Below are 26417 nucleotides of genomic sequence, written 5' to 3'. Positions count from 1 at the left end.
CTTAGAAGAACAGGCGTTCAAGCGGCCCCGCGGGCAGCGACAGGAGCAGCAGCTTGGCGAAGATCACCCACACGACAAAGCAGATCGCAATGCCGACGGGGAGCGAGAACCAAAGCTTGCGCTTGCCGAAACCGCGTGCGGTCAACGCGAACAGAATGCCGGTGGCGATCGAGAAGCCTGCAATGTTCAACAGCAGCATCTGGGCGGCAAGACCACCGACGATCCAGATAACCGGAGCGACTTCCTGGTGCTCACGCTCTGGAAAATCGCCGCGAAACGCTTCGATCGCGGTCCAGATCGCAAGGCCGAAAAGACAGCAGGCGATCGCATAGGGGACCGTCGTCGGCCCGACCTGGGAGTAGCCGGCAGCGCCCGTCAGGCGCGACACATCCCAGAAAATGAGTCCAGCGATAGCGGCGAGAACCACCGCGATGAAAAGCGCCGCCCGATCCGGGCGACGCGTTGCAGTTGAAGGGTGATGCCCCTTGATCATTTCACCAGTCCAATGTCCTTGAGAACGCCCTCGGTCGCCGCAACGTCCTTGTCGAGCTGGGCTTTGAACGCATCGCCGGCGAGATAGCTGTCCTGCCAGCCCTTGGTCTTCAGGACTTCCTGCCAGCCAGCGGACTTCGCGAGCTTCTCGATATCGGCCGAAACGGCGGCCTTCTGCTCGTCCGAGAGGCCAGGAGCGGCTGCGACCATGCGCCAGTTCTCGACGACGACGTCAACGCCCGATTCTTTCAGCGTTGGAGCATCGACGCCGGCAATGCGCTCGGCGCTGGAGACGGCGAGCAGGCGGAGCGTGCCGGCCTTGACCTGCGATTCGAACTCGCCGTAGCCCGAGATACCTGCGGTAACCTGGCTGCCGAGGATAGCAGCAAGCGCTTCACCGCCGCCGGAATAGGCGATGTAGTTGATTTTGGTCGGATCGACGCCGGCCGCCTTGGCGATCAGGCCAACGGCGATGTGGTCGGTACCGCCGGCCGAGCCGCCAGCCCAGGACACGGCGCCCGGATCCTTCTTCAGGGCTTCGACGAGGTCGCCCATGGTCTTGATGTCGGACGAGGCCGGAACGACGACCGCTTCGTATTCGCCGGTGAGACGCGCGATCGGCGTGACGTCCTTAAGAGTGACCGGGGACTTGTTGGTGAGGATTGCACCGACCATGACGTAGCCGCCGACGATCAGGGCGTTCGGGTTGCCCTTCTGCTGGCTTGCGAACTGGGCGAGACCGATGGTGCCGCCGGCGCCCGGCACGTTCTGAACCTGAACGTTGCCGGAGATGCCTTCCTGCTGCATGACCGTCTGCAGCGAACGCGCCGTCTGGTCCCAGCCGCCGCCCGGGTTTGCAGGTGCAATGATCGTGTAATCAGCGGCAACAGCCGGGAGCGACATCGCACCGGCGAGAATCGTTGCGAGGAAAATATGTTTCAAGGTCAGTCCTCCGTGAGGCGCGTTTTCACCGCGCACGTTGTTGCTGTGTGCGAACGGGAAGACGGCGACGGGCTCTTTCGACCCTTATCGCTTGACCGGATTGGTGGCTTCCTCCCAGTACGCAACCGGCGGCCCGCCTCCACGGGTGCCAGTGACCTTAAGGCACCATAGAAAGCTGACATTTAGCTGACATCAAGCCCCGAATGCGAAAATCCTGCCTCATCGTTTACGGAATTTTAGGTTCTCGCATGCGCTGACAGGCGATGTTGCCGGTTCCCGGCGTTCAAATTGAGCCAGGTCCCGACCGGATTTCGCGACGGTACCACGAATCGTTGCTCGGATATTGCCGCCAGCCGGCCCGAGCCTAGGTATGAGGAGCAACGCCGACAAAGGCGAAGACGGTTTGCACCGGCCCCGCCTGAAGGCGAGCTCCGGCAAGGATGATGGGAGAGTAAATACGATGGCAAAAGCGACGACCAAGGCGAAAAACGACGATGCGGCAGAAGCCGCCGCTTCTGCCTCCGGGCAGATTGACGCGAGGATCGCGGAACTTGGCGACTGGCGCGGTGCGACGCTTGCGAAGATACGCAAGCTGATCAAGGAAGCGGATCCTGACGTCGTCGAGGAATGGAAATGGCGAGGCGTCCCGGTCTGGGAGCATGCCGGCATCATCTGTACCGGCGAGACCTATAAAGCGGTTGTGAAAATGACTTTCGCCAAGGGGGCAGCACTCGACGATCCGGCAGGTCTTTTCAATTCCAGCCTTGACGGCAATGTCCGGCGCGCCATCGATATCCACGAGGGCGAGGCGATCGACGAAGAGGCGTTGAAGGCGTTGGTGCTTGCTGCCGTCGAACTGAACCTTTCCGCGCAGGCCCTACGGTCCGGGCGTACGCGGAACAAGGCTTAAGCCTGAAGGTGGCGGGATTTGCGATCGGACCGGGAGCGCCGCGCTTCCGGTCCGTCGTCTTCAATGGAGCCTCAGAACCTCGTTCCATTTGGCAATCAGCCGTGAGCGCTTTACCTGATCGAGATAGACCATCAGTCCCGGGCTTACCGGGACGGGGCGCAACTGGCCGCCAAGCATCTCCTGCATGGTGTTGGCGGTATTTTCTCCCGCCACCTCGGGGCTGACGGCCGGGATTTGCAACTCCCGGGCCATAATCGTCTGGCCTTCCTTCGACATGAAGAATTCAAGATAGCGCCGGCCGAGGTCGGGGGAGGCGGCAGCTTGCGGGACGAGGCCGATGCGCGACATCACCACGGTATAATCCTTCGGCAGAACGATGCCGACATCCGGATGCCGTGCCGCCCAGTCCGCCGCATAGGATCCGAGGATGTTGTAGCCGAGCACGAAGCGGCCGTCGGCGACACGCTCGAGGATTGCTTCGCTCGTCGAGTAGAGTTTGACGCCGGCCGCCCCCATCGCCTGGATGACATCCCAGATATCGCCGAACTGTTCCTGGTCGCGCGACATGAAGAGGAAGCCGACGCCGGACCGCTCGATGTCATAGGTTCCGATCCTGCCGAAGACGGCCGCGCCCTGGCGCTTCAGGTAATCGACGAATTCCGCGCGCGTCGACGGCGGTTTCTCCTTGGTGAAGCTCGGCTTGTGATAGACGAAGACGGCAGGCTCGAAGGTCAGCGCATAAGCCGTGTTGCGCCAGTTGGCCCAGGCGGGCCAGCGGTCGCTCATCGGCAAATCGCTGCGCTGGGCGTAACCGTCGTTGCTGAGCTTGACTTGCAGGTCCATGGCGGAAGAAAAGGCGAAGTCCGCCGTCTTCATTCCGGCGTCGGTCTCCTTGATGATGCGGTCGTAGATTTCTCCGGTCAGCATGTCCTCATAGCGCACGGTAACGTCCGGATTGGCCCGCTGGAAACCGATGATCATCGGCTTTGCGAGCGGCTCGTCGAGTGATGAATAGACGACCAGCGTGCGCACGTCCGCTTTGCCGGAAAGGGCCGGGAATATGATAGGGGCCGCAAGGAGCAGCTGAGGACAAAGGGCAAAAAAAAGAAAAGAAATCAAGAACCGCATGAATCCACAATGCCTCAGTGTCGTACCGTTCACAAGCAAGGCGTCGGCGGATAAGGTGGTCGGGGGAGTGATGATAGTTGCGTATCTTGCTTGTTGAGGACAACCAGGACCTGGCCGAGGGCCTGTCGGCTATCTTGCGCGGCAGCGGCTACGCCGTCGATGTCGTCAGTGACGGTGCGTCGGCGCATGCGGTGGCCGCCACCGAAACGTTCGATCTTGTCATTCTCGATCTCAATCTGCCTGAAATGGATGGCCTCGATGTGCTGAGGGCGATGCGTGCTCGCCAGAACCGCGCCGCGGTCTTGATCCTGACGGCAAGGGGCGCGCCCGAAGAGCGGATCAAGGGGCTCGACCTCGGCGCCGACGACTACATGATCAAACCTTTCGACGTCGGCGAGCTCGAAGCGCGCGTGCGCGTGCTCTTGCGCCGTCAGGCGGGCCTCAGGGCCTCGACCGTCAGTTACGGCAATGTGTCACTCGATCTCAACACCCGCAGCTTCTCGTCCGGCGGCGCGCCGATCGAGATCCCGGCGCGCGAGCTCGGACTTCTGGAGCTTCTGTTCATGCGTGCCGGCAAGGTGGTCGCCAAGGATGCGATCATGCAGTCGCTGACAGGGTTCGACGACGACTTGAGCTCCAACGCGATCGAACAATATGTCAGCAGGCTGCGCAAGCGGCTCGCGCCGCATGGGCTGACCGTGCGCACCGCCCGCGGCATCGGCTACTATCTCGACAAGGCGGCCGGGCCGGAATGAGGACGACGGTCTATTCCCTCCGCCGGCGCCTGCTTGGCTGGCTGTTGATCTCGACGGTGGTGATCGGGGTCATTGCACTGATGGATACCTATCGGGAGGCCGTGACGACCGCCAACGTCGTTTCCGATCGGGTGCTTGCCGGCTCGGCGCTGGCAATCGCCGAGCGCGTGGTCGTGGCGGAAGACGGGTCGCTCGAAGTCGACATCCCCTATGTCGCGCTGGAAATGCTGACGTCGGCCGCGCAGGACCGGGTGTTCTACCGGGTCGATGGCCCGCCCGGCCAGTTCATCACCGGCTACCAGACGCTGCCGTCGCTGGCGGAGGAGCCCGGCGCATCGACCACCTTTGCGGATTCGATCTTCCGCGGCGAACCGATCCGCATTGCCGCCCTTCGCCGCTCCGCGTCAACCGGCATCAATTCCGTGCCCTTCGTGGTCACGGTTGCCGAAACGACAATCGCGCGCCGACATCTGGCGCAGACGATCCTGGTGCGCTCGGCGCTCCGCCTCGGCATGATGATTGCCGGTGCGGCGATGATCGTCTGGATCGCGGTTACGTTTTCCTTGCGGCCGCTCTACAGGCTGGGTGACGCGATCTCGGAGCGCAGTCCGGACGATCTGCATCCGATCGGCGAGCGGGTTCCGAACGAAGTCCAGGGCCTCGTCGACACGGTCAATTCCTTCATGGGGCGCTTGCAGTCGGCGCTCGATGCGCTTCGCAATTTCACCGGCAATGCCAGCCACCAGCTGCGCACGCCGCTCGCCATCATCCGCACGCAACTCGCCCTGGCGCAACGCGCCGGCTCGATCGAGGAGACGAGAAGTGCTGTGAAAAAGGCCGACGAGGCGGTCGCCAATGCCGAGCGCATTCTGGGGCAGCTGCTGCTGATGGCGAAGATCGATGCTGCCGGCAAGGATGAGGCACGTTCGCTGGAGCGCATCGATTTGGTCGAACTGGTGCGGGAGATAACGGCAGAGCATGTGCCGGCGGCCGGCGACGCGGATATCGATCTCGGCTTTGACGGTGGTGGTGAGGCTTTCATCCGTGCCGAGCCGTTGCTCATCGGTGAACTGCTCAAGAACCTGATCGGCAACGCGCTGCTTTATGCCGGTCGCGGTGCAGAAGTGACGAGCCGTGTCTTTGCGCGGGACGGTTCGGTGTCGCTGGAGGTGGAGGATAACGGACCGGGCATTCGGCCGGAATTGCACGAGACGGTGCTCAGGCGTTTCGAGCGTGGCGGCAGTGACGCGCCCGGCTCAGGGCTCGGGCTGCCGATCGTCGAAGAGATTGCCGAGCTTTACGGCGCGACAACCAGCCTCAGTGAGGGGGCTGACGGCCGCGGCCTCAAGGTGACCATCCGCTTTCCAGAGGGCTAAGCATGAATAGGCTCAGCCCAGCGCCGCCAAATGCGGGCCGGTTGAGCGAAAGCCATCTGCGAGCGGTCGGGCGACACGCTCACGCGGCTGGGGCAATTCAGGTTTTTTGGGGTCTTGCTTAGCGGCCGCGGTGGCCGAAGAAGGAAGCTGTCTCGCGGGTCTGTACCCGCAGCATCGCGTTCCAAAGCTGAAGAACGAAACGCGGCTGAAACTGGCTCGCAAGCTTGCGCTGCGACAACATGGGAAGTCTCCAATAGTTTTGAACGCCTGTCTTATAGTGCATCGCCAAGGACTTTGCCAGAGCGTGTGCGCCGGGGCAGCCCTGCGCGCCAAGCATATGTGGAAAACGGCTTGAGCCTGGCGATATAGCCTTCTGAACAAAATAAAATGCCGGGATGACTTTCATCATCCCGGCCAGTTGGCTTCACTGGGAGGAGAGTATTGCTTTTGGGACTCAGGCCTTCTTGCGGTTCTTCTGTCGATAGACGTCGATCACGACAGCCGCGACGATGATCAGGCCCTTGACGATTTCCTGGTAGTAGGCGTCGACCCGAAGGAAGGTGAAGCCTGAGGTCATGACGCCAAGGATGATGGTGCCTATGACCGTGCCGGTGACCCGGCCGACGCCACCCGTCAGCGAGGTTCCGCCGATAACGGTCGCGGCGATCGCGTCGAGTTCGTACATGACGCCCATGCCGGCCTGTGCTGTCTGCGCACGGGCAGCCGTGACGACACCGGCGAGGCCCGCCAGCATGCCGGCGATGGCATAGACCTTGATCAAATGCGCCTCGACATTGATGCCGGAGACACGGGCTGCCTGCACATTGGCGCCGATCGCATAGGTGAACTTGCCGTAGCGAGTGTAGCGCAGCGCGATGTGGAAGATGAGCGCGACGACCAGGAAGACGATGACGGGCCAGATGCCGGTTCCGATGAAGTTGAACTGATCGGTGAGACCCGAGACCGGCTGGCCCTTGGTGTACCACTTGGAAATGCCGCGTGCCGAAACCATCATGCCGAGCGTGGCGATGAAGGGCGGGATCTTCGTGCGGGCAATCAGCTGGCCGTTGATAAAGCCGGCGAGTAGCCCGATGCCGATGCCAAGCCCGATCGGGACGATCGCCGGCATATCGGTCAAGGACGGATAGAGCGCGCGCGGCCAGGTGGAGGCCTGGGCGACGCTTGCCGAGATCATCGCCGTCATGCCGACGACGGAGCCGGAGGAAAGGTCGATGCCGCCCGTTATGATGACCTGGGTGACGCCGACGGCGATGATGCCAATCACGGACACTTGCAGGATCATGATCGTCAGGCGCTGCGGGTTCATGAGGAAGCTCTGGCCGACGAAAATCCAGCCGAGGATCTCATAGACCAGCGCGATGCCGATCAAGACCAGGAAGATGTTGAATTCAGGCGGCAAGCGGCGCCTTGTTCCTGAGAGCGGTGCGCTCGCTCCCTGTGCGGCGACATTGGTATCCATTTTCAGTCCTCCCTTTGGGGTCGTTTCCCGCTCAGCTCGCGGCGAGCTCCATGACCTTGATCTGGGTTGCTTCGGCCCTGTCGAGGAAGCCGGTGACGCGGCCCTCGTGCATGACCATGATGCGGTCGCTCATACCGAGCACTTCGGGCATCTCCGAGGAGATCATGATGACGGCGACGCCGTTGCGCGCGAGTTCGGTGACGAGACGGTGAATTTCCGCCTTGGCGCCGACATCAATGCCGCGTGTCGGCTCGTCGAGGATCAGGATGCGCGGATTTGTGAGCAGCCAGCGGCCGATCAACACCTTCTGCTGGTTGCCGCCCGAGAGGTTCTCGATGCGCTCCTGCAGGTTCGGCGTCTTGACACGCAGCTTGCGGCTCATTTCTTCGCAGGCCGCCGTGACCTGTTTTTCGGTCACGAAGCCGCCCTTGACGAAACGATCCTGGAGCACGGCAATCTGCATGTTTTCGAGAATGTCGAGGATCAGGAGACAGCCGGTGTCCTTGCGGTCTTCGGTCAGAAACGCCATGCGGTTGCGGATCGCCGTGTTCGGGCTGTCGATTGAAAGTGTCTTGCCGTCGATTGAAATCGTGCCGGAGCTTGCAGGCGTGACGCCGAAGAGGGTTTCGGCGACGTTCGAGCGCCCGGAGCCGACGAGGCCGGCAATGCCGAGGATTTCGCCGGCGCGGACGTCGAAGGAGACGTCGCGGAAGACGCCGTCAAGCGCGAGGTTCTTGACCGACAGGACAACGTCGCCGATCGGCACTTCTTCCTTCGGAAACATCTGGGTGATCTCGCGACCAACCATCATGCGGATGATGTCGTCGCGGGTAACGTCGCTTGAGGCGTGGGTGCCGATAAACTTGCCGTCGCGGAAAACCGAGAATTCGTCGGCGATCTCGAACAGCTCGTTCATTTTGTGGGTGATGTAGACGATGCCGATGCCCTGTTCGCGCAGATCCCGGATGATTTCGAAAAGGTGCGCGACCTCGCGCTCGGTCAGCGCAGACGTCGGCTCGTCCATGATCAACACGTCGGATTCGTAGGAGACCGCCTTGGCGATCTCGACCATCTGCCGGTTGGCCACCGAGAGGTGGCGGACCTCGATCTCCGGATCGATCTTGATCTTCAGGCGATCGAACAGGCGGGCGGTGATGCGCTTCATCTCGCCGTGATCGACGAAGCCAAAGCGGTTCTTCGGTTCCCGGCGGATCCAGATGTTTTCCGCGACCGTCATGAACGGCATCAGGTTCAGCTCCTGATGGATCATGGCGATGCCGTTTTCGAGGGCGTCGAGCGGCGACTTCAGCCGGATTTCGGCACCTTTAAGCTTCACGTCGCCTTTGTCGGGCGTGTAGATGCCGGCGAGGATCTTCATCAGCGTCGATTTGCCGGCGCCGTTTTCGCCCATCAGCGCATGTACCGTGCCGCGCTTCAGCTTGAACTCGACATCGTCGAGCGCGACGACACCAGGGAATTCCTTGCGGATGCCTTCTGCAGAAAGAAGATATTCGGCTTTGGGTACCGCGCCGCTGGCGCGCACGGCTGCCATCGTTGTCGGACTGAGCGTCATGTTCCTTGCCTCCCCGTCGTTTCCGGCTGTCGCGGAAAGTCCTCGTCGCTGGCGGGTGACCAGCCCATCTTACCGCATGCGGCATCCATTGGACGCAGGCATTTGCGGACGGACCTGCATTTTAAAGGGGGAGCGCGGGTTTGCCCGCGCTCCCGACTGTGGCGATCAGTTCTTCGCCTGGTACTTGTCGAGGTTGTCCTTGGTGACGAGCTCGAAGGGAATGTAGACCTTCTTGTCCACCGGCTCGCCCTTTGCGAGCTTCAGTGCGGCGTCGACCGAGCCCTTGCCCTGGCCGGCGGCGTTCTGGAACACCGTGACGTCAAGGTCGCCGGCAGCCATCGCAGCGAGCGCATCCTGCGTAGCGTCGATGCCGCCGATGACGACGCTGTCCATCGAACGACCCGCGGCCTTCAGCGCCTGGATCGCGCCGATCGCCATTTCGTCGTTGTTGGAGATGACGGCGTCAAACTCAAGACCGGCCGAAAGCCAGTTCGTCAACAGGTCCGAGCCCTGCGTACGCGACCAGTTGGCGGTCTGCTCCTCGACGATCTCAATGCCCTTGCACTGGTCGGTGGCAAGTACGTCGTGGATGTCCTTGGTGCGCATGCGGGCGGCCTGGTTGGACAGTTCGCCCATCATCACGACGGCCTTGCCCTTGCCGCCGAGCATCTTGCAGATTTCCTGCGTCTGCAGCGTGCCGGATTCCTGCTCGTTCGATGCCACGAAAGCCTGCTTATCCGGCAGCGTGTCCACGTTGACCGGTTCGCGGTTGACGTAGACGAGCGGGATGCCGGCATCCGCTGCGATCTTCGACATGGCAGCCGTCGCATCCGTATCGACCGGGTTGACGATGATCGCGGTCACGCCGGCGGCGATGAAGTTCTGGATCTGGCTCTGCTGCTTGGAGACGTCGTTCTGCGCGTCTTCGATCTGCAGTTCGACCCCATCGAGCGTCTTGGCGTAGTCGGACATGCCGTTGCGCAAGACCGTCAGGAAATTGTCGTCGAAAAGGGCCATGGATACGCCGATGGTCTCGGCATGGGCTGCCGTCGACATCATCATCGCCAGCGCTGTGCTGAGCACAAATTTCTTCATTGTCTTTCTCCTCCACAATGGTGCCCGGCGCCACCTTCTCCTGCCGGGGACGCAATGGCCGATTGCGCTCATTCATTTCGAAAGCGGCACTCCCGCTGCGCTTTCGAACAAAACGGAATAAACGAACCAGCAAATTGCGATTACGGAATATGTATTCCATTTTATACGGACGCCGTCAAGGCCTGATGCGGCGCCCGCTGCTGATTTGCCCGCCTCGCGCCGGGGGAGCTTAGATATGGCCTCGGATGTAATCCACGCTCTGTCCCACCGCGGCGGCGGGATCCGCCAATCCGTGGACTTCGGCGGCAAATGGCTCAAAGGAGAGTGGCCCTGCATAGCCCGCCGCGCGCAGGCGCCGAATCTGTCCGACATTGTCGAGCAGGTCGCTCCGATCGACGAGAACGCGGTGCGAATCACGCAGATCCGCCACCGCGACACGTTCATCCGCGACCCCGGAAATGTGGATGAGGCCGGTCATCTCGGGAAATATCGCAGGCTCGCCGGCGAGGTGGTGGTGAAACGTGTCGTGCACGAGGTGGAAGGTCTTCTCACCATCGACGACCTTGATTGCCTCGACAGCCTCCGTCTTCGAGCGCAGTGAGCAGATTTCGAAGCCGAGTGGTTCGACGAGGCCGATGATCCCGGCCTTTTCGATCATCGGCTTCAGTGCCGAAAGAGCTTTGCGAAGATTTTCCTGGCGTTCGCCATCGGCCTGGCCCGTGCCGTCGTTTACGGGAACGAGGACAAGGGCCTTGGCGCCGCAGTCGCGTGCATAGGCGATCAGTTCTTCGGCTTCGGCCTGACGGGCCTCGTTCCATTCGTTGAAACGTTGAAGTGCATTGATCGAGATGATCGTGATGCCGTGACGGCCGGCGAGGGCGGCGACATCCTTCGCCGGCGTGCCGTCCAGGATGGCGTTACCGGTGAGATCGTTGCGGATTTCGACAGAGGTCATGCCGAGCGATTTGGCGAGTTGGAAAAAGTCGCCAAGCGGTAGATTCGGCGTCGTCATGTGATTGAGGGCGAAGGGCAGGGCGGTCACGGGAATGTCTCCTCCAGTGGGGTGGCTATGGGTTATAAATGGAACGTTCATTCCATTTATAACCTTGCGGACAATTCACCAACTGTCGGAGCGCAGTCAAAGAGCACAGCGCGAAAAGGCCTTGCATTGCTGCAAGATTGTCCTTCGTCAGTGATGGAATTCTTTCATTCCTGCGTGGGTACCAAATTCTCTCTGACATGCTTCCCAGTGGTTAAGAGATCTCCGATCGCTCCTGCTTCAAGTTGGCAATTGCATTTCTGAAGGGGAGATGGTTTTTGGCCGGACGAAGTTGAGAACTTTAGCGGCTTGAGACAAAGGGATGAACGAGCTGGACGAAGTATCGCCAGAAACAACGCGCCCCTGGCACCCGAGATGGGGTTCCAGAATAGGGGCATCCTTTTTCGTGCAGCAGGCATTCCCCTGGCTGCGGAACTACTTCGGGGATGCGCCGCTTCATTCGACGCTGTCATCTTCACTCGACGGGATCGTCTCTTGGGGCGGTCGGTTGCCGGCAAAGACAGCTATCCGCATTGCACGCCTCAGAGGTCTACCGCATTGGCACCTCGAAGATGGCTTTCTACGCTCCGTGGGTCTGGGTAAGGAAGGCAGTGTGCCGATTTCGATTGTTATCGACGACAAAGCGCTTCCGGTCGAAGCGGGTCGTGCCTCGCGTCTAGAGTTGTTGATCGCCGAAGCGGGTCGTGCGGAGTTCACAAACACGGGTGCCACCATCCGGGAGGCCCTGGTGGCGAACAAGCTTTCTAAATACAACAGCTTGCCCCACCATAGTCCGCGCATTGAACGCACTAACCGGCGCAGGGTGCTGCTCGTGGATCAAGTGTACGGGGATGTTTCCGTTGCAAAGGCGCTCGGATCGCCGGCGTCCTTTCATCGGATGTTGGATGATGCCCTCGCTAGCGGCGCTCAGTGCGTTGTTCGGACACATCCAGATGTGATCGCCGGCCATAGGCGCGGCTACATGACAGAGCGGGCTGCCAAAACGCCCGGGATCATCTTGATGGCGGACAAGGTCTCTGCCGCCTCAATCCTCGAAATCGTCGATGAGGTCTGGACAGTGTCCAGCCAAATGGGCTTCGATGCGCTTTTGCGGGGATTGCCTGTCCGTTGCTATGCAACGCCGTTTTATGCAGGCTGGGGTCTTACCGACGACCGATCGGGCAAGGCTTCGCAAAGCACCTTGCGTCGCAGGTCGGGGGCGCGCCCGACGCTCGATCAACTCACCTTTGCGGCTTTGAGTCTCTATCCAGTGTATCGCCATCCTGAGACATGGGTGCGGTTGGATACACTGGCGGCCATTGAATACCTTGTGAAAGAAATTGCACAGACGCGGCGCGAGGCGTAGCGCCGTCATTCTCACGAACCACCATCTGCCTAGATATTTTCCGGTGTGAAGAGGTCGAACGGCAAGAAGGTTTGCCCCGGCGCTCCGGTCGGGCCCTTGTCTATCGCCTGGATCATCAGGTTGATCGTTTCGCGCGCGAGGGCGGCCGTCGGGGTCGATATCGCCAGGGTCACGACATCGTCGCCAAGGGCCGCACGGGAATCCGGCGTCAGCTCGTTGACGACCGCGATCAGTTTTCCCTCAAGCTTCTCCTCGCGGATCGCCGAGATCGCCCCTTCCATGCCGCCGCCGCAGACATAAAAGCCAATCAGGTCCGGGTGGCGCTGCAGCAGATTGAGCGTCGCTTCATGGGTGATCTCGGCCGTGTCGAGGTTAACCATCGTATCCAGCACCTCGAAATCCGGCGCGTGCTCACGGAAATAGGAGCGAAAGCCAATTTCCCGAAGCTCGTGGCCGAGAAAGCGATGGCTGCCGACGAAGGCAGCGACCTTGCCGGGGCGTTTGGCCGCCTTTGTGATCATCCACGCGGCTGCGCGGCCGACCTTGTGATTGTTGAGGCCAACGTAGCCCTCGCGAACGCCTGCGGCAAAATCCGAAAGCAGGGAGAAGACCGGAATGCCGCGTTCCTTGAGTTCTTCTATCGCGGTGGTCACGGCCGGGTAGTCGGGAGCGACGAGCGCAATGGCCTGGTTCCGCGCCGCAGCGGCCCGAAGCTTGTCCGTGATGGTCGATGGGGTGGAATTTGCCACGAAATCGATCTGGGCGAAGACGCGGGCATGCGAGAGCGACAGTGCCGCGATTTCGATTTCCTTCGCAACGGTTTGATAGAAGGCCTGCTCCGGCTTTTGCAGCACAAAGCCAAGCCTGTATTGCGGCAGGTCTTCAAAGACGCGCTGCCGGATCAAGCCCACGGCGTGATAGCCGATTGATTTAGCAGCCTCATAGACCCGACGCGCGGTTTCCTCGCGCACGGGATGGCGCCCGTTGAGTACGCGGTCGACGGTGGCGACGCTGACGCCGGCAGTACGCGCAAGGTCGGCAATGGTCGGACGGTTGCTCATCGTGGCTCCTGATAGGTTTGTATCACGCGTGAAATGCGGCTTATGACATCATTTGAGAGAATATATCATTGCTGCATTGAGACCTGGCAAAAGTCAACCTATCGTCATTGCACGACATGAGACGTCGCCGGCCAGATCGGGTCGGACCGCGGGGAGGAGCGCAAATGACGATGATGCCGACGAAGCGAGACTATAGCCTGCTTGGCCGGGATGCCCAGGCGGCGGTCGCCAGCGGTCTCTCGGCCGCAGAGTGGTATCACACCGACATTCCGCGCAAGCAGATGAAGGAACTGATGAAGCGCGAGGATGGTCCGGCCATCCGCGACACTGCGATCTGGCTCGGTTGTCTCGTTCTGTTCGGCGCACTCGGCATCACCTTCTGGGGCACCTGGTGGGCCGTCCCGTTCTTCCTTGCCTATGGCGTTCTCTACGGATCCGCCTCCGATAGCCGCTGGCATGAATGCGGCCATGGCACGGCCTTCAAGACGATGTGGATGAACGATGCGGTCTACCAGATCGCCTGCTTCATGATCATGCGCAATCCGGTCACTTGGCGCTGGAGCCACACCCGCCACCACACGGATACGGTGATCGTCGGCCGGGATCCCGAAATCGCGGTCATGCGGCCGCCGGATCTGCTGCGCCTCGTCCTCAATTTCTTCGGCGTGCTCGACGTTTGGCACGCGATGATCGATATGGTGCGCAACACGTTCGGCATCATCAGCGCCGAGGAAGCGACTTTCATCCCTGAAATGGAGCAGCCGAAGGCGATCCTGGTCGCGCGCATCTGGTTTGCGATCTATGCCGCGACGATTGCCGCCTGTTTCTATCTCGGTTCGATCCTGCCGCTGATGCTGATCGGTCTGCCGAGGCTCTATGGCGCCTGGCACCATGTGCTGACTGGGTTGCTGCAGCATGGCGGTCTTGCCGACAACGTGACCGACCATCGGCTGAACAGCCGCACAGTCTACATGAACCCGGTGAGCCGCTTCGTCTATTGGAACATGAACTACCATGTGGAACACCACATGTTCCCGATGGTGCCTTATCACGCGCTGCCGAAGCTGCACGCCATGATCAAGCATGATCTGCCGGAGCCGAACCCGTCGATGCTGGACGGCTACCGCGAAATGATCCCGGCCTTTCTGCGACAGTTGCGGAACGAAGATTACTTCCTGAAGCGCAAGTTGCCGGCGACCGCGAAGCCCTACCGGGAAGAGTTTCACAGGGATGCGATCGTGCACGCAGCCGAATAACCAACGAATGCCAGGAAATGGGAGGAAGTCATGAGCGGAAACTGGGTTGAGGTCTGCGCAGCGGACGAAATCGATGAGGAAGATGTGATCCGTTTCGATCACGGCGGACGCACCTTTGCGGTCTACCGCAGCCCCGACGACGAATATTTCGCGACCGACGGGCTTTGCACGCACGAGCACATCCATCTCGCCGACGGTTTGGTCATGGACGACATCATCGAATGTCCAAAGCACAACGGCCGCTTTAACTACAAGACCGGCCAGGCCAAGGGCGCTCCCGTGTGCGTCAACCTGAAGACCTATCCCGTGAAGGTCGAGGCCGGAAGCGTGTTCATCGCGCTCGGCTGAAGCCGCTCTCGATAGGATTGGGCTCGCCGCGGCGGGCAGGGAGGTTGAGATGGGTTCCATCGTCATCGTGGGCGCCGGCGAATGTGGCGCAAGGGCCGCCTTTGCCCTCAGGGAAAAGCAATACGACGGTAAGATCACACTGATCGGCGCGGAACCGCATCTTCCCTACGAGCGGCCGCCTCTTTCGAAGGAAGGGCTCAAGGCAGAGGTCGCGCCGAAATATGTCGCTGATGCCGAGCGCTATGCGGCAGCAGCGATCGAAGTCCTGACGGATATCCCGGTCATGGCCATCGATCGCGCAGAAAAGCGCGTGACGCTCGCAGACGGAAGCAGCATCGCCTATGACCGGCTGTTGTTGACGACCGGTGCCCGGGCGCGAACCATCGCCGGTATAGATGAGGTGTCACGCCGCATCCGCACGCTTAGAACCCATGCCGATTCTGAAGAGATCCGCCGCGAACTTTCGCCCGGTCGCAAGCTTGCGATCATCGGCGGTGGCTTCATCGGTCTGGAGCTTGCCGCAACGGCGCGCCGGCTCGGTGCTGCCGTGGCGCTTATCGAAGGGTTGCCGCGCATCCTTTCGCGCGGCGTGCCGGAGGAGATCGCCGCAATCGTTGCCGCGCGGCATCGAGCAGAAGGCGTCGACATACGATGCAACGCGAAGATCGAACGTATCGACGCGGACGAACGCCGTGCGCGCGTCGTTCTCGCCGGCGGCGAGACAATTGAGGCCGATCTCGTCGTCGTTGGCATCGGCGCGGTCCCGAACACGGACCTTGCAGCCGTCGCCGGCCTTTCGATCGAGAACGGCATTGCGGTCGACGCAACGCTTCAAACCAGCGACCCGGATATCTACGCCGCTGGCGATTGCTGCTCGTTCCCGCTCTGTCACTATGGTGATCGTCGGATACGTCTTGAGGCGTGGCGCAATGCGCAGGATCAGGGGACGCTCGTTGCCGGCAATCTGCTCGGCGGGGGCGAGGCGATCACCAGCGTGCCGTGGTTCTGGTCCGACCAGTATGATCTGACACTGCAGATCGCGGGGCTTGCTGAGGGTACTGCAACGACCGTGCGGCGCGAACTTACCGACGACGCCTTCATTCTTTTTCATCTCGACGATACCGGTCGGCTGCTTGCGGCCTCCGGCATCGGACCGGGCAATGCGGTCGCGCGCGACATTCGGCTTGCCGAAATGCTGATTGCAGCCGCAAAGCGGCCGGACCCGCAAGCGCTCATCTCGCCCGATACCAAGCTCAAAGCACTCCTCGCCGCCTAGCGTGAGCGGCAAATCTCGTCCTGTTTCCAACCGGAGCCTTCTCATGAAAAGCCACCGTCCGACCGTTGCCGATCTCTTGTCGATGAAGGGCAAGCGCCAGCTCACCATGCTGCGCGTCGAGACGCTGGATGAAGCCGAAGCGGCAGAAGCCGCCGGCATCGACCTCGTTTCGGTTCCCCCGACGCTCTTAGGACCGGAGTTTCGCGAGGTGGCGCCCACCTGCTTTGCCTTTCCGGGGCTCGAATATGGCGACTACGTCACGGCGGAAGAGTACATGCGTGCGGCCTTCAAGGCGCTGAAGGCCGGCGGCGATGCGGTCTACTGTGCTGCCGGGCTTTCGACCGTCCGGCTGATGCGAGAGGAGGGCATTCCCGTCTGCGGCCATGTGGGCCTCATCCCATCCAAAGCCACCTGGACCGGCGGCTTCCGTGCTGTCGGCAAGACGGCCGCGACTGCACTCGAGATCTGGCGGCAGGTCAAGGCGCTCGAGGAAGCCGGCGCCTTCGCTGCAGAAATCGAGGTCGTACCGGGAGAAGTTGCAGCACCGATCAGTGCCAGAACTTCGATGCTGATGCTCTCGATGGGGGCAGGCTGCGGCTGCGACGCCCAATATCTGTTTGCCGCCGACGTGCTCGGCAGCAATCGCGGCCACGTGCCACGCCATGCCAAGACATACCGCAACTTTGCCGCCGAATACGACCGGCTTCAGCGCGAACGGATCGCCGCGTTCACGGAGTTTGCCGAGGATGTGCACTCGGGCAGGTATCCGCAGGAGGGCCACCTCGTCGGCATTGACGGCGCAGAATTGCGCGCATTTCTGGCCGAGTTTGAGCGCGGCTAAAGCTGTACGCCTTGCGCGGAAGAGGGTGCTTGATATAGTCCACACACCAGTTCAACTTTTCTTTCCGCGACGGATCACGATTTGAGCGCCCTTCTTCAGGACAGTCTCACCTTTGTCGGCTTGCTGGCCGCGATTTATGCAGCGACGGTGGCGCTGTACTTCATCCTCGGCTACGGCATCACCTGGCTCAACGACCGCAACCCCGAGCGCCGCATCCAAAAGGGGCGGCGCGGCGAGAAGCGCAAGGCCATCGAGATCCGCCAGAGCATGGCCTCGATCCTCGTGACCTGCACGTCGGTCGCGATAGGGCTTTTCGTCCAGTACAAGGGATGGACGCTGTTCTCGCCTTGGGAGTTCAGCTGGTGGACGGCCATTCCGCTGTTCGTGCTCTGCATGGTGCTCTTCGACGCCTGGTTCTATTTCGCCCACCGGCTGCTGCACACCAAGCTCTTCTATAAGTACCATCTCCTGCATCACCGCAGTGTCGCGCCGACGGCCTGGAGCAACGACTCGATCGGCTTAGTTGATACCGCTATGAGCCAGGGCTACTATGCCGTCATCACGTTTCTCGTGCCGTTCCCGCCGATCATCCTTCTGACCCACCGCCTGTTCGATCAGATCAACGGCACCTTCGGCCACGCCGGCTTCGAATATTTCGCCTCACGCACGGCGCGGTATCCTTCGCCAATGCTTTGCACGACCTATCACGACCAGCACCACGCCGAATTCAAGTACAACTACGCGAACTATTTCTCGTTCTGGGACCGCGTGATGGGCACGGTCGCGCCGAACTATGATCGGCGGGTGGAGGCTTTTGAGGGCGAGGCACCGGCGATCAGAATGTCAAAGGTTCCCGGAATTCATGTTGTCGAATGAGGAGCCGCGCAACCCAGAGTCGCACTGCTCCCACTTAGAGAGAATGCCAATTGGCGTCTGTCTCATCGGTTTGGGATCGATCGGGCCTTGAATTCGCCAAACGGCTCAGGTTCGGTAACTCCAACGACGTACCTCTGACCACTCGTTTTTAGTTCCGGATGAATACTTTGCGTCCGGCGCCCAACAACAAGACGTATTGTCCTCTGTTCGAGGAGGGACGCGCGAATCGACGGAGATAACAGCTTTATTATGCCGCGCAGAAAAGCCTTCTTCTTCGGCTTCAAACCTTGGAAAGATGAGGTTCCGAATTGGTTTCCTGATCTTGAATGCACTGTGCTAAGCCGCAAGGCGCCCACAATGCTGATCCACGGTTGGCCTTTTCGATTACTTCTCTACAAGAAGCCTGAAGTCTATGTTTGGGGTTTCAAATATTGGCCGTTTTTGAAGATATTCTGCGGTATCTGTGGAATTCCATTTTTTCATGTTGAGGATGGCTTCCTTCGCTCGGTGGCGCTCGGTGCCCATAGATCTCCACCCGCATCGCTCATTGTTGACTCACGTACCATGCACTACGATGCGCGGAATGCCTCTGATCTTGAACTTATCCTCGAGACATACGATTTCGCTTCAGACAAAGCCCTAATGGAGCGAGCGGAAAAGTGTATAGAACTGTTGCTCAATTTTCGAGTGAGCAAGTACAACTTGGGCAGACGCCTGACTCTCGATGCTGTTCTCGGGAAAAAGGAGAGGCCGCGTATCTTGGTTATTGGACAGGTGGAAACTGATGCCGCAGTAAAGTACGGTTGTGATCGGCCCCTAACCAATAACGATCTCGTTCGGCTTGCCGCAGCCGAAAACCCGAACGCGCAGATCGTCTACAAGCCGCACCCTGAGGTATTGCATCGCACCCGCGCTTGGGTTTCAGACCCGGCGGCCGTCGCTGACATCTGTGAGGTGTTGATTGATGACATAGCGCCAGCGGAAGCGTTCGAGGGAGTCGATCGAGTGTATACAATCAGCTCGCTTATGGGGTTTGAAGCCCTTCTTCGTGGGATCGCGGTGACGTGCTACGGTTTGCCGTTCTATGCTGGTTGGGGCGTAACCGACGATAGGCTGCGCACTTCGCGCCGAACCAAGCTCCGCTCTGTGCAGGAGATATTTGCTGCAGCGTACATACTACGATCTCGCTACTTCGTGAGTTCTCAGCCCTCCGAAATGGAGGCTGTACTCCAATGGTTGCATGACGCAACTGAAGCCGCCCGGGTCCGAGCTTTGACGGACAATGAAGGTCCAGGGCTGAGTTCTTTGTCCACCAACTGATCTCTTTACTGACGCAGCCAATTGCCTTTGATGCCGCAAATGTCTAAGGACAGCGTAGCGTCATTACTGGCAAGTGCATCGGTGTGGCCCAATCCAAGTACGGCATACGCCGGAGTAACCGAAGACCAACAGGATCCTGAATATGACAAACGAAATTAAAGTGATTGCGGAAATCGGCTGCAACCACATGGGTAGCATGGACATTGCCAAGGAACTCATACGTGTTGCCGCAAAGATCTGCGGCGCCCACGTCGCCAAATTTCAGAAGCGTCACAACCGAGAGCTGCTGACTCCGGAAGAGTATGATCGGCCGCACCCCGTTCCTGCCAATTCGTATGGTGCGACCTACGGCGAGCATCGTGAGTTTCTTGAGTTTTCTGTTGGTCAGCATCGGGAACTGCGCGAAGAGTGCCAGGCGATGGGGATCGACTATTCAACTTCCGTGTGGGATCTTACGTCTGCGCAGGAGATCGCCGCTCTGAAACCTAATCTGATAAAGTTGCCGTCCGCAACAAATCAGCATTATGTGCTTCAGGAGTTCCTCTGCAAGAACTTTGATGGAGAGATCCATGTCTCTACCGGAATGACCACGCATGAAGAAACTGACCGGCTCGTAGAGTTTTACGAAAAGCGTGGGCGCGCCAAAGATCTGGTTCTCTATGCGTGCACGTCGGGCTATCCGGTGGCCTTTGCCGATATTTGTGTGCTTGAGATTAACCGATTGCAGGAACGCTACGGTGACAAAGTTAAGTCGATTGGCTTTTCTGGCCATCACCTGGGGATCGCCGCAGACGTCGCCGCGATGACGGCGGGGATCATTGGTCGAAATGTTTATGGCAAAGGGGACTTTGAGTACGTAGAGCGTCATTTCACGCTGGACCGCACTTGGAAGGGGACCGATCACGCCGCAAGTCTTGAGCCTGACGGGTTGCGCCGTCTCTGCCGCGATTTGAAGAATGTGAGCAAGGCGGTGACGTACAAGGGAAAAGAAATGCTCGACGTCGAGCTGGTCCAACGTGACAAGCTGAAATGGCGCGAAGAAAAGCACGGCGGGCAAATTCGGCAAATTTCGTGATGCAAGTTGTCGCCGTAATTCCAGCTCGGGGAGGTTCTGTTGGCCTCCCTGGCAAGAACACACGATATTTGAATGGGGTGCCCTTGGTAGGGCGCGCCGTTTTGGCTGCTATTGAGTCGAAATTCGTGTCCAACGTCTACGTTTCATCCGACTCATCGGAGATACTCGAGGTAGCGAAACGTTTCGGCGCTACTGCTATCACCCGCCCGCCCGCGCTATCAAATTCCACCGCAAGTTCTGAATCGGCACTAATACATGCCTTGCGTGAGATTGAAGGCATGACGGGGACGATGCCGGATGTGCTCGTTTTCATTCAATGCACCTCACCGTTTACCACTCCCGAGCAAATCGATGCTGTTGTATCGGAACTTTTAAATCGCGGGGCTGCGAGCGCCTTCGCCGCGATTGAGGATCACGGCTTCATTTGGCAAGTAGCTAGCGATGGAACAGCGATCGGTCTTACACACAATCATGCGGAACCGCGTCAACGGCGACAGGATATGATACCGCGCTACAGAGAGACGGGAGCCATCTATGCTGTTCGCGTACCTGAGTTCTTGGCTACCGAGCAAAGGTTCTGCGGCGTAACAGTTCTTGTCCCGGTCGCTATGCCGCCAATTGAAATTGATACGGCTGAGGATTGGGTAATCGCTGAAGCCTATGCCGAGATCCATGACTTGCAGCGAACCATACCGAAGAGGACGATTAGGGCGCTTGTCACGGACTTCGACGGCGTACATACGGATGACCGAGTGCTTGTTAACCAAGACGGTACGGAGGCGGTTCGTTGCAGTCGTAGTGATGGTATGGGCATTGAATTTCTTCGGAATCGGGGAGTTAAAACACTCATTCTGTCTCGTGAGAAAAATCCCGTAGTGAGCGCACGTGCGGCCAAGCTTCAGATGGATGTTTTGCATCATGTTCACAATAAGTTGCCAGCGCTTGACGCTTGGCGCGCTGAAAACCGCCTCGAGTGGACGGAGATAGCGTACGTCGGCAATGATGTTAATGATCTGGATTGCATGAAAGCTTGCGGGCTAAGTTTCGCTCCATCTGACGCCCATACTGAGGCTAAGGCTGTAGCAACACTCGTGCTTGGAAAGGCTGGTGGAAACGGCGCCCTGAGGGAAGTTAGTGAGTTGCTCACCTCGCAAAAGCTGATCGGGTAATCGCATGCGTGTCCTGGCGCTTGCGTCGTACGATTCATTTCTTAATACTGCTAGATTGATCTCGCCGTATTTTGAGCGTTCAGGTTGCACCGTAGAGCTGGCTTTGGTGCAAGCACGGCGACAGACCCAGATTAGCGGTAAGCAAGTCGAGCAGTATGTTGGCGGGACGAAAGTCCGTTGGATCGACATTGAAAGTTTCTGCGTTACCCACGAGGTCGCCGACTACGACATTCTCCTTTCCTGTCTGGAGGGCTTATCGACTAGGCGGCTCATGCACCACCTGGTCCAGCTAGGTGACCGACGTCCATTGGTAATTTCTTGCTATCCTGGTCTCGTTCTTCGATATGCGCTTGATGGCTTTTCCATGCGCACCGGGAGCGACCTGCTTTGGCTGAATTGTCAAGCAGATGCCGAATCATATGCTGCAATGTGTAGTTCCTTTCGTGTCGATGCCAGCAATGCGCGAGTTTTCGGGCTTGGCGCTTTGCTTGAACCTGTGACGCGGCCACTACTGGCGTCCGGACCAGTCGTCTTTTTCGAGCAGGCGGTCATACCGCGATATCATGCTGAAAGAGAATTCTTGGCTGCAGAACTAGTTCGATTGGCCAAACGTTTCCCGAAAACGAACTTTGTCGTAAAGCCGCGCACGGCGACGAAGGAAGCAAGTTTGCATCGATCGTGGCATCCGATCGAACCACTTCTCAGGGCGGCCGCACAGTCGCAAGGGGGATGGCCTAGCAATCTCGCGCTCACTAGTGAAAAGGCATCGACGCTCCTCGCGACGGCCTCCCACTGTCTCACCGTGTGTTCCACCGTCGCAGCTGAGGCGATACACGCGGGAATTCCAACGGCTGTGATCGGTGACTTTGGGGCGCACGAGGAGTACGGCCTACAATACTTCTTTGGCTCGGGCATAATTCGAACTTTCACCGAACTGCAGTTCCCGTTCGTCAGCAAGCCTGACGCGGAATGGAAGGCACGCTTTATTGCGGATCCCAATACAGTCATTGACCGTCTGGTGAACGAGGCGATTGGTTTGGCTGCTGCGCCTCGAGTTCCCCTGATGCAGAGACCTCAACGCGCTGAGATGTCGCCAGAGTTAAGGGCTCACCTCATGCGACGAGAAGGTACTTCGGGTGTACTTGCGCGTACGTTCAAATCTCAAAGGAAACCTTTGGGGTCGGGGATGCTTGCGTCCATCGCCAAGTTTTGGCAGCAGTTGCTTTGCTTGGTTACCTAGTGTGTCCGCCTACTGACGCGAGCGTCAGAGACCGAGTCCGATCAGTTTGGAGGATTCGATGCTTGTCGAATCCAAAGCACGGACGGGCGTTGGGCAGCGTTCTCGTCGCTAGATCAACAGCGAACCTGTGCGTGGCCGGGCCAGATCTGATGTCATCAGCCTATGCTCAACTGCTAGTGCGGCAGCGGCCATGGACTTAGAACACGCACGAGGGGAGAAAAGGGTGAAGTTATGCTGTTCGAGCAAACGAGTATTCCGGAAGTTGTCTTAATCACGCCTAATAGAATGGAAGACGAACGCGGCTATTTTTCTGAGACGTTCCGCTCCGACCAATTTGAAGCCAACATTGGCTCGTTCGCATTTGTGCAAGAGAATCTCTCGTACTCGCGAAAGGCTGGTACGGTGCGCGGTTTACATTACCAACTCGCGCCGCATGCTCAAGGAAAACTCGTTTCTTGCCCGGTAGGTGCGCTTTGGGATGTGGCAGTTGATTTGCGCCATGGATCGCCGACGTTCGGGCGGTTTGTAGCCGCTGAACTCTCTGACGAAAACGGTCGCCAACTTTGGATTCCGCCGGGATTTGCTCATGGCTTTTGCACGCTCAAACCCGAAACCACAATCTGTTACAAAGTGACCGCATATTACAAACAGGAGGTTGAGCGCGGGCTATTTTGGAATGATCCCGCACTCGAGATTACGTGGCCAACATCGATTGCCGAAGCTGTCGTGTCAGACAAGGACAAGAAGCAACCGCGGTTGAACGAGCTATATGCGAACTTCGCATAAGTCGCATGGAACCTTTATTACAATCGTCTGTCAAAAAGGATCGTGATAACGCATGCGTATTCTTGTTACCGGAGGAGCAGGTTTTATCGGATCTGCGGTCGTTCGCCATCTTATTGTCGACAAGGGATACGACGTACTCAATCTCGACAGTCTAACCTATGCAGCAACGCTCGGCTCGCTTAAGCCAGTAAAAAACAATCCGAGGTATCGTTTTCAAAAAGCTGATGTACGCGACGGCCTTGCGATCGCAAGCGCGTTCTCCGAGTTCAGGCCAAATCGCGTCATGCACCTCGCGGCAGAAAGCCACGTAGATCGCTCAATAACCGGGGCGAGAGATTTTGTCGAAACGAACGTCCTCGGTACCTTCAATATGCTGGAGTGTGCGAGGAATTATTGGGAATCTCTGAAGCCCGCAGAGCGAACCGAGTTTCGGTTCATTCATGTCTCTACCGACGAAGTCTACGGCTCATTAGCCGATGGCGACTTGTTCTCTGAGACGACCCGCTACGATCCAAGTTCTCCTTACTCCGCAACTAAGGCAGCATCTGACCATTTGGTGAAGGCGTGGGCGCGAACCTATGGCCTGCCGATATTGATATCCAATTGTTCAAACAATTTCGGACCCTATCACTTTCCCGAGAAGCTCGTTCCATTGGCAATCTTGAATGCGATCGAAGGAAAGCCAATTTCCGTCTACGGCGACGGTCGACATGTCCGCGACTGGTTGTTTGTTGAAGACCATGCTCGCGCGCTCGACCTCATCGCCGGGCGCGGCCGAACAGGAGAATCCTACAATATTGGCGGCCGCAATGAACGGCAGAACATCGATGTTGTGAGATCCATCTGCTCCATAGTAGATTCGCTCATTCCCGCACGCCGCCCGCGCGAAGAATTGATTCGCTTTGTCCAGGACAGGCCCGGCCATGATATGCGCTACGCGATCGATGGGTCTAAGCTGCAGACGGAGCTCGGTTGGGCGCCACTGGAATCTTTTGAGAGCGGGCTCAGAAGAACCATAGAATGGTATCTGGGGAATGAATGGTGGTGGGGGCCACTGCGTAAGAACTATGACGGTGCGCGCCTTGGTTTGACCACGCCAGGAGATGCCACATGAGCCCGCCCATTCGCTTTCTCGTGACAGGGTTGACTGGTCAGGTGGTCCAGGCGCTTCTCGAAACTGGACGCGAACAACCAGAGATTGCGATTATTGCGCTGGGTAGGCCGCAGCTCGACTTGATGAATACCAAAAGTATAGTGGGTGTCCTGAAAGAATGTTCTCCGGACATAGTCGTGTCCGCCGCCGCCTACACATCGGTTGATCTCGCCGAGAGCGACCGCGTAGCGGCTTTCAAGGTGAATTCGGAGGCACCGAGAGAGTTGGCTGTTGCTGCTAGCGATATGCGGGTCCCGATAATCCATCTGTCCACCGACTATGTATTCGATGGGACCAAAAATACGCCATACGTCGAAACCGACACTGCTGTTCCGCTAGGGGTCTACGGTCAGAGCAAATTGCAGGGCGAGAAACTCATCAGTGCCGTCATGGATGATCACGTGATTCTAAGGACGGCCTGGGTGTATAGCCCTTTTGGCAGAAGCTTTATGCGGACAATACTAGACCATGCAAGAACTCGAAAAGAGCTGCTTGTTGTCGACGATCAGGTGGGCAATCCAACATCTGCTCTCGATCTGGCGAGGGAGATATTTAGGGTCGGAAAAAACCTGCTGAACTCCCGGGACCGTGAGCTTAGAGGTACATTTCATTTGACCGCGACAGGTGATGCGAGTTGGGCAGACTTCGCTGAGGAAATCCTTAAGGCGTCCCGAGCCATTGATGGGCCGTCTGCGGAAGTCAGGCGCATCTCAGCTGCGGACTACCCTACGCCGGCGCGTCGTCCCTCTAATTCTCGCCTGTGTTCGAGGAAAATACAGGATCATCATGGGATTCGTTTGCCAGTTTGGAGTGCTTCGGTAAGTGCGTCAGTATGCCGTCTATTGCAGCATGTATAGAACGAAGAGGTTCAAATGAAGGGTATCATTCTCGCAGGCGGAAGTGGAACTCGGCTGCATCCAATGACGTTGGTTAGCTCGAAACAGCTCCTCCCGGTTTATGATAAGCCCATGATATACTATCCGTTATCCACATTGATGCTGGCTGGTATCCGAGATATACTTATCATTACGACACCGCGGGACCTGCCGCTCTTTCAGAGCTTGCTAGGTGATGGGGCAAAGTGGGGTATTTCGCTTTCATACGCGGAACAGCAGTCACCTGATGGGCTAGCGCAGGCTTATGTGATCGGTGCAGATTTCGTTTCCGGCCATCCTTCGTGTCTGATTCTAGGAGATAATATTTTCTATGGGCACGGGATCACGCAACTCTTTAAAAGCGCCATGGAACGTCAGAGCGGCGCAACGGTTTTTGCCTACCACGTGAGCAATCCTGAACGGTACGGCGTTGTCGAGTTCGATGGTGCGATGAAGGCAATTGCGATTGACGAAAAACCCAGTCGGCCCCGTTCTAACTGGGCCGTGACAGGACTCTATTTCTACGACAACGAAGTCGTAGACATAGCGGCAAACCTGCGTCCCTCCCTCCGAGGCGAGCTCGAAATAACGGATGTAAACCGAAGCTACCTAGAACGTGGAAAGTTGCACGTTGAGCGAATAGGGCGAGGCTACGCTTGGCTGGATACGGGCACTCCCGACAGTCTGCTGGAGGCATCGGAGTTCGTAGCAACATTAGAACGTCGACAAGGTTTCAAAGTTGCGTGTCCAGAAGAGATTGCTTATCGGTTAGGCTTTATTAATTCGCGAGAACTGACGTCCCTTGCAGATCGCTACGGGAACAGTGCGTATGGCCTGTATCTGGCGAACGTGGTACAAAATATCTAAAAAAGCGCGCTTTCTGGCGGTTCAGTTTCGGCGTCAGCCCGGGGCCTTGGAGTATAAAGTTGGTGATTGGATGGAAGAGACCAGCAGTCCAGCAGCATGCGGACGCAGTTGACCTTGC

26 protein-coding genes are annotated in these 26417 nt (G+C 58.6%); 17 read left to right on the top strand and 9 right to left on the bottom strand.

The annotated features are described in order from the left end of the window. Nucleotide 1 precedes the first annotated feature (1 nt). Together FA04_RS24460 and FA04_RS24455 are read right to left on the bottom strand one after the other, a co-directional pair. Nucleotides 2–493, bottom strand: coding sequence for a tripartite tricarboxylate transporter TctB family protein (locus tag FA04_RS24460; RefSeq protein ID WP_034800575.1), 492 nt, complete (start codon nucleotides 491–493; stop codon nucleotides 2–4). After that, a complete protein-coding gene (locus FA04_RS24455; protein WP_034800577.1) occupies nucleotides 490–1434 on the bottom strand; it encodes a Bug family tripartite tricarboxylate transporter substrate binding protein in 945 nt (314 codons plus the stop codon). Before FA04_RS24455 ends, FA04_RS24460 begins: the two co-directional genes overlap by 4 nt. Before the next feature lie 460 nt (nucleotides 1435–1894). Here FA04_RS24455 and FA04_RS24450 point away from each other — a divergent pair, with 460 nt between their 5' ends. Continuing rightward, nucleotides 1895–2344 carry a DUF1801 domain-containing protein gene (locus FA04_RS24450; protein ID WP_034800579.1) on the top strand — a complete coding sequence of 150 codons (450 nt, stop codon included), beginning with the start codon at nucleotides 1895–1897 and terminating at the stop codon, nucleotides 2342–2344. Nucleotides 2345–2404: 60 nt separating this feature from the next. Here FA04_RS24450 and FA04_RS24445 read toward each other — a convergent pair whose 3' ends face one another. Further along, complete coding sequence (locus tag FA04_RS24445; protein ID WP_034800581.1) at nucleotides 2405–3472, bottom strand: ABC transporter substrate-binding protein; 1068 nt, start codon at nucleotides 3470–3472, stop codon at nucleotides 2405–2407. A gap of 77 nt (nucleotides 3473–3549) precedes the next feature. Between FA04_RS24445 and FA04_RS24440 the strand changes: the two genes are divergently transcribed. Together FA04_RS24440 and FA04_RS24435 are read left to right on the top strand one after the other, a co-directional pair. Then, nucleotides 3550–4227 (top strand): response regulator transcription factor, encoded by a 678-nt coding sequence (locus FA04_RS24440; RefSeq protein WP_034800583.1) that lies wholly within the window; start codon nucleotides 3550–3552, stop codon nucleotides 4225–4227. Further along, nucleotides 4224–5603 (top strand): sensor histidine kinase, encoded by a 1380-nt coding sequence (locus FA04_RS24435; protein ID WP_034800585.1) that lies wholly within the window; start codon nucleotides 4224–4226, stop codon nucleotides 5601–5603. The genes FA04_RS24440 and FA04_RS24435 overlap by 4 nt, the downstream gene beginning before the upstream one ends. Before the next feature lie 118 nt (nucleotides 5604–5721). On the opposite strand, the gene FA04_RS36410 is transcribed toward FA04_RS24435, so the two are convergent. The 5 genes from FA04_RS36410 to FA04_RS24410 all read right to left on the bottom strand — a co-directional run bounded on the left by FA04_RS36410 (nucleotide 5722) and on the right by FA04_RS24410 (nucleotide 10793). After that, complete coding sequence (locus tag FA04_RS36410; protein WP_255381084.1) at nucleotides 5722–5844, bottom strand: hypothetical protein; 123 nt, start codon at nucleotides 5842–5844, stop codon at nucleotides 5722–5724. 213 nt (nucleotides 5845–6057) lie between these two features. Continuing rightward, entirely contained in the window at nucleotides 6058–7083 is a 1026-nt protein-coding gene (locus tag FA04_RS24425; protein ID WP_034800589.1) for an ABC transporter permease, read from the bottom strand. A gap of 31 nt (nucleotides 7084–7114) precedes the next feature. Continuing rightward, nucleotides 7115–8656: a sugar ABC transporter ATP-binding protein gene (locus FA04_RS24420; RefSeq protein ID WP_034800591.1), complete on the bottom strand. Its 1542-nt coding sequence runs from the start codon at nucleotides 8654–8656 to the stop codon at nucleotides 7115–7117. 165 nt (nucleotides 8657–8821) lie between these two features. Continuing rightward, nucleotides 8822–9751, bottom strand: coding sequence for a sugar ABC transporter substrate-binding protein (locus tag FA04_RS24415; protein WP_034800594.1), 930 nt, complete (start codon nucleotides 9749–9751; stop codon nucleotides 8822–8824). A gap of 229 nt (nucleotides 9752–9980) precedes the next feature. Beyond that, complete coding sequence (locus FA04_RS24410) at nucleotides 9981–10793, bottom strand: TIM barrel protein (protein WP_034800596.1); 813 nt, start codon at nucleotides 10791–10793, stop codon at nucleotides 9981–9983. Between the two features lie 319 nt (nucleotides 10794–11112). Here FA04_RS24410 and FA04_RS24405 point away from each other — a divergent pair, with 319 nt between their 5' ends. Then, nucleotides 11113–12156, top strand: a complete 1044-nt coding sequence (locus FA04_RS24405) for a capsular polysaccharide export protein, LipB/KpsS family (RefSeq protein WP_034800598.1) — start codon at nucleotides 11113–11115, stop codon at nucleotides 12154–12156. Nucleotides 12157–12185: 29 nt separating this feature from the next. Here FA04_RS24405 and FA04_RS24400 read toward each other — a convergent pair whose 3' ends face one another. Beyond that, nucleotides 12186–13217 carry a LacI family DNA-binding transcriptional regulator gene (locus FA04_RS24400; protein WP_034800600.1) on the bottom strand — a complete coding sequence of 344 codons (1032 nt, stop codon included), beginning with the start codon at nucleotides 13215–13217 and terminating at the stop codon, nucleotides 12186–12188. A 164-nt stretch (nucleotides 13218–13381) separates the two neighbouring features. Here FA04_RS24400 and FA04_RS24395 point away from each other — a divergent pair, with 164 nt between their 5' ends. From FA04_RS24395 to rfbA, 13 genes are all read left to right on the top strand, one after another. Further along, nucleotides 13382–14473, top strand: a complete 1092-nt coding sequence (locus FA04_RS24395; protein ID WP_034800602.1) for a fatty acid desaturase family protein — start codon at nucleotides 13382–13384, stop codon at nucleotides 14471–14473. A gap of 30 nt (nucleotides 14474–14503) precedes the next feature. Then, nucleotides 14504–14821 carry a MocE family 2Fe-2S type ferredoxin gene (locus tag FA04_RS24390; RefSeq protein WP_034800605.1) on the top strand — a complete coding sequence of 106 codons (318 nt, stop codon included), beginning with the start codon at nucleotides 14504–14506 and terminating at the stop codon, nucleotides 14819–14821. A 49-nt stretch (nucleotides 14822–14870) separates the two neighbouring features. Next, nucleotides 14871–16097 (top strand): NAD(P)/FAD-dependent oxidoreductase, encoded by a 1227-nt coding sequence (locus FA04_RS24385; RefSeq protein WP_034800606.1) that lies wholly within the window; start codon nucleotides 14871–14873, stop codon nucleotides 16095–16097. A gap of 43 nt (nucleotides 16098–16140) precedes the next feature. Beyond that, nucleotides 16141–16938, top strand: a complete 798-nt coding sequence (locus FA04_RS24380) for a 3-methyl-2-oxobutanoate hydroxymethyltransferase (RefSeq protein WP_034800608.1) — start codon at nucleotides 16141–16143, stop codon at nucleotides 16936–16938. Between the two features lie 81 nt (nucleotides 16939–17019). Continuing rightward, a complete protein-coding gene (locus FA04_RS24375) occupies nucleotides 17020–17814 on the top strand; it encodes a sterol desaturase family protein (protein WP_034800610.1) in 795 nt (264 codons plus the stop codon). Nucleotides 17815–18063: 249 nt separating this feature from the next. Beyond that, complete coding sequence (locus tag FA04_RS24370) at nucleotides 18064–19134, top strand: capsular polysaccharide export protein, LipB/KpsS family (protein ID WP_051659553.1); 1071 nt, start codon at nucleotides 18064–18066, stop codon at nucleotides 19132–19134. A gap of 142 nt (nucleotides 19135–19276) precedes the next feature. After that, complete coding sequence (locus FA04_RS24365; RefSeq protein WP_034800612.1) at nucleotides 19277–20209, top strand: N-acetylneuraminate synthase family protein; 933 nt, start codon at nucleotides 19277–19279, stop codon at nucleotides 20207–20209. Beyond that, a complete protein-coding gene (locus FA04_RS24360; protein WP_335668938.1) occupies nucleotides 20164–21378 on the top strand; it encodes an acylneuraminate cytidylyltransferase in 1215 nt (404 codons plus the stop codon). The genes FA04_RS24365 and FA04_RS24360 overlap by 46 nt, the downstream gene beginning before the upstream one ends. Nucleotides 21379–21382: 4 nt before the next feature. Beyond that, complete coding sequence (locus FA04_RS24355; RefSeq protein ID WP_034800616.1) at nucleotides 21383–22618, top strand: DUF6716 putative glycosyltransferase; 1236 nt, start codon at nucleotides 21383–21385, stop codon at nucleotides 22616–22618. A gap of 231 nt (nucleotides 22619–22849) precedes the next feature. Beyond that, nucleotides 22850–23404 (top strand): dTDP-4-dehydrorhamnose 3,5-epimerase, encoded by a 555-nt coding sequence (gene rfbC / locus FA04_RS24350; RefSeq protein ID WP_034800618.1) that lies wholly within the window; start codon nucleotides 22850–22852, stop codon nucleotides 23402–23404. Between the two features lie 52 nt (nucleotides 23405–23456). Beyond that, complete coding sequence (gene rfbB / locus FA04_RS24345; protein WP_034800620.1) at nucleotides 23457–24518, top strand: dTDP-glucose 4,6-dehydratase; 1062 nt, start codon at nucleotides 23457–23459, stop codon at nucleotides 24516–24518. Next, nucleotides 24515–25414 carry a dTDP-4-dehydrorhamnose reductase gene (gene rfbD, locus FA04_RS24340; protein WP_234798776.1) on the top strand — a complete coding sequence of 300 codons (900 nt, stop codon included), beginning with the start codon at nucleotides 24515–24517 and terminating at the stop codon, nucleotides 25412–25414. Before rfbB ends, rfbD begins: the two co-directional genes overlap by 4 nt. 15 nt (nucleotides 25415–25429) lie before the next feature. After that, entirely contained in the window at nucleotides 25430–26299 is an 870-nt protein-coding gene (gene rfbA, locus FA04_RS24335) for a glucose-1-phosphate thymidylyltransferase RfbA (protein WP_034800622.1), read from the top strand. The last annotated feature ends 118 nt before the right edge of the window (nucleotides 26300–26417 follow it).

This window comes from Ensifer adhaerens, from assembly GCF_000697965.2.
Lineage (GTDB): Bacteria > Pseudomonadota > Alphaproteobacteria > Rhizobiales > Rhizobiaceae > Ensifer > Ensifer adhaerens.
The sequence above is the reverse complement of the archived record's forward strand: the minus strand, read 5'-3'. Positions and strand labels throughout refer to the sequence as shown.

Coding starts and splice junctions, on each gene's coding strand:
- rfbA (WP_034800622.1), top strand. CDS start 25,430: ATGAAGGGTATCATTCTCGCAGGCGGAAGTGGAACTCGGCTGCATCCA.
- FA04_RS24405 (WP_034800598.1), top strand. CDS start 11,113: ATGAACGAGCTGGACGAAGTATCGCCAGAAACAACGCGCCCCTGGCAC.
- FA04_RS24370 (WP_051659553.1), top strand. CDS start 18,064: ATGCCGCGCAGAAAAGCCTTCTTCTTCGGCTTCAAACCTTGGAAAGAT.
- FA04_RS24360 (WP_335668938.1), top strand. CDS start 20,164: ATGGCGCGAAGAAAAGCACGGCGGGCAAATTCGGCAAATTTCGTGATG.
- FA04_RS24380 (WP_034800608.1), top strand. CDS start 16,141: ATGAAAAGCCACCGTCCGACCGTTGCCGATCTCTTGTCGATGAAGGGC.
- FA04_RS24460 (WP_034800575.1), bottom strand. CDS start 493: ATGATCAAGGGGCATCACCCTTCAACTGCAACGCGTCGCCCGGATCGG.
- FA04_RS24385 (WP_034800606.1), top strand. CDS start 14,871: ATGGGTTCCATCGTCATCGTGGGCGCCGGCGAATGTGGCGCAAGGGCC.
- rfbD (WP_234798776.1), top strand. CDS start 24,515: ATGAGCCCGCCCATTCGCTTTCTCGTGACAGGGTTGACTGGTCAGGTG.
- rfbB (WP_034800620.1), top strand. CDS start 23,457: ATGCGTATTCTTGTTACCGGAGGAGCAGGTTTTATCGGATCTGCGGTC.
- FA04_RS24365 (WP_034800612.1), top strand. CDS start 19,277: ATGACAAACGAAATTAAAGTGATTGCGGAAATCGGCTGCAACCACATG.
- FA04_RS24435 (WP_034800585.1), top strand. CDS start 4,224: ATGAGGACGACGGTCTATTCCCTCCGCCGGCGCCTGCTTGGCTGGCTG.
- FA04_RS24390 (WP_034800605.1), top strand. CDS start 14,504: ATGAGCGGAAACTGGGTTGAGGTCTGCGCAGCGGACGAAATCGATGAG.
- FA04_RS24355 (WP_034800616.1), top strand. CDS start 21,383: ATGCGTGTCCTGGCGCTTGCGTCGTACGATTCATTTCTTAATACTGCT.
- FA04_RS24445 (WP_034800581.1), bottom strand. CDS start 3,472: ATGCGGTTCTTGATTTCTTTTCTTTTTTTTGCCCTTTGTCCTCAGCTG.
- FA04_RS24400 (WP_034800600.1), bottom strand. CDS start 13,217: ATGAGCAACCGTCCGACCATTGCCGACCTTGCGCGTACTGCCGGCGTC.
- FA04_RS24395 (WP_034800602.1), top strand. CDS start 13,382: ATGACGATGATGCCGACGAAGCGAGACTATAGCCTGCTTGGCCGGGAT.
- FA04_RS24420 (WP_034800591.1), bottom strand. CDS start 8,656: ATGACGCTCAGTCCGACAACGATGGCAGCCGTGCGCGCCAGCGGCGCG.
- FA04_RS24425 (WP_034800589.1), bottom strand. CDS start 7,083: ATGGATACCAATGTCGCCGCACAGGGAGCGAGCGCACCGCTCTCAGGA.
- rfbC (WP_034800618.1), top strand. CDS start 22,850: ATGCTGTTCGAGCAAACGAGTATTCCGGAAGTTGTCTTAATCACGCCT.
- FA04_RS36410 (WP_255381084.1), bottom strand. CDS start 5,844: ATGTTGTCGCAGCGCAAGCTTGCGAGCCAGTTTCAGCCGCGTTTCGTT.
- FA04_RS24415 (WP_034800594.1), bottom strand. CDS start 9,751: ATGAAGAAATTTGTGCTCAGCACAGCGCTGGCGATGATGATGTCGACG.
- FA04_RS24450 (WP_034800579.1), top strand. CDS start 1,895: ATGGCAAAAGCGACGACCAAGGCGAAAAACGACGATGCGGCAGAAGCC.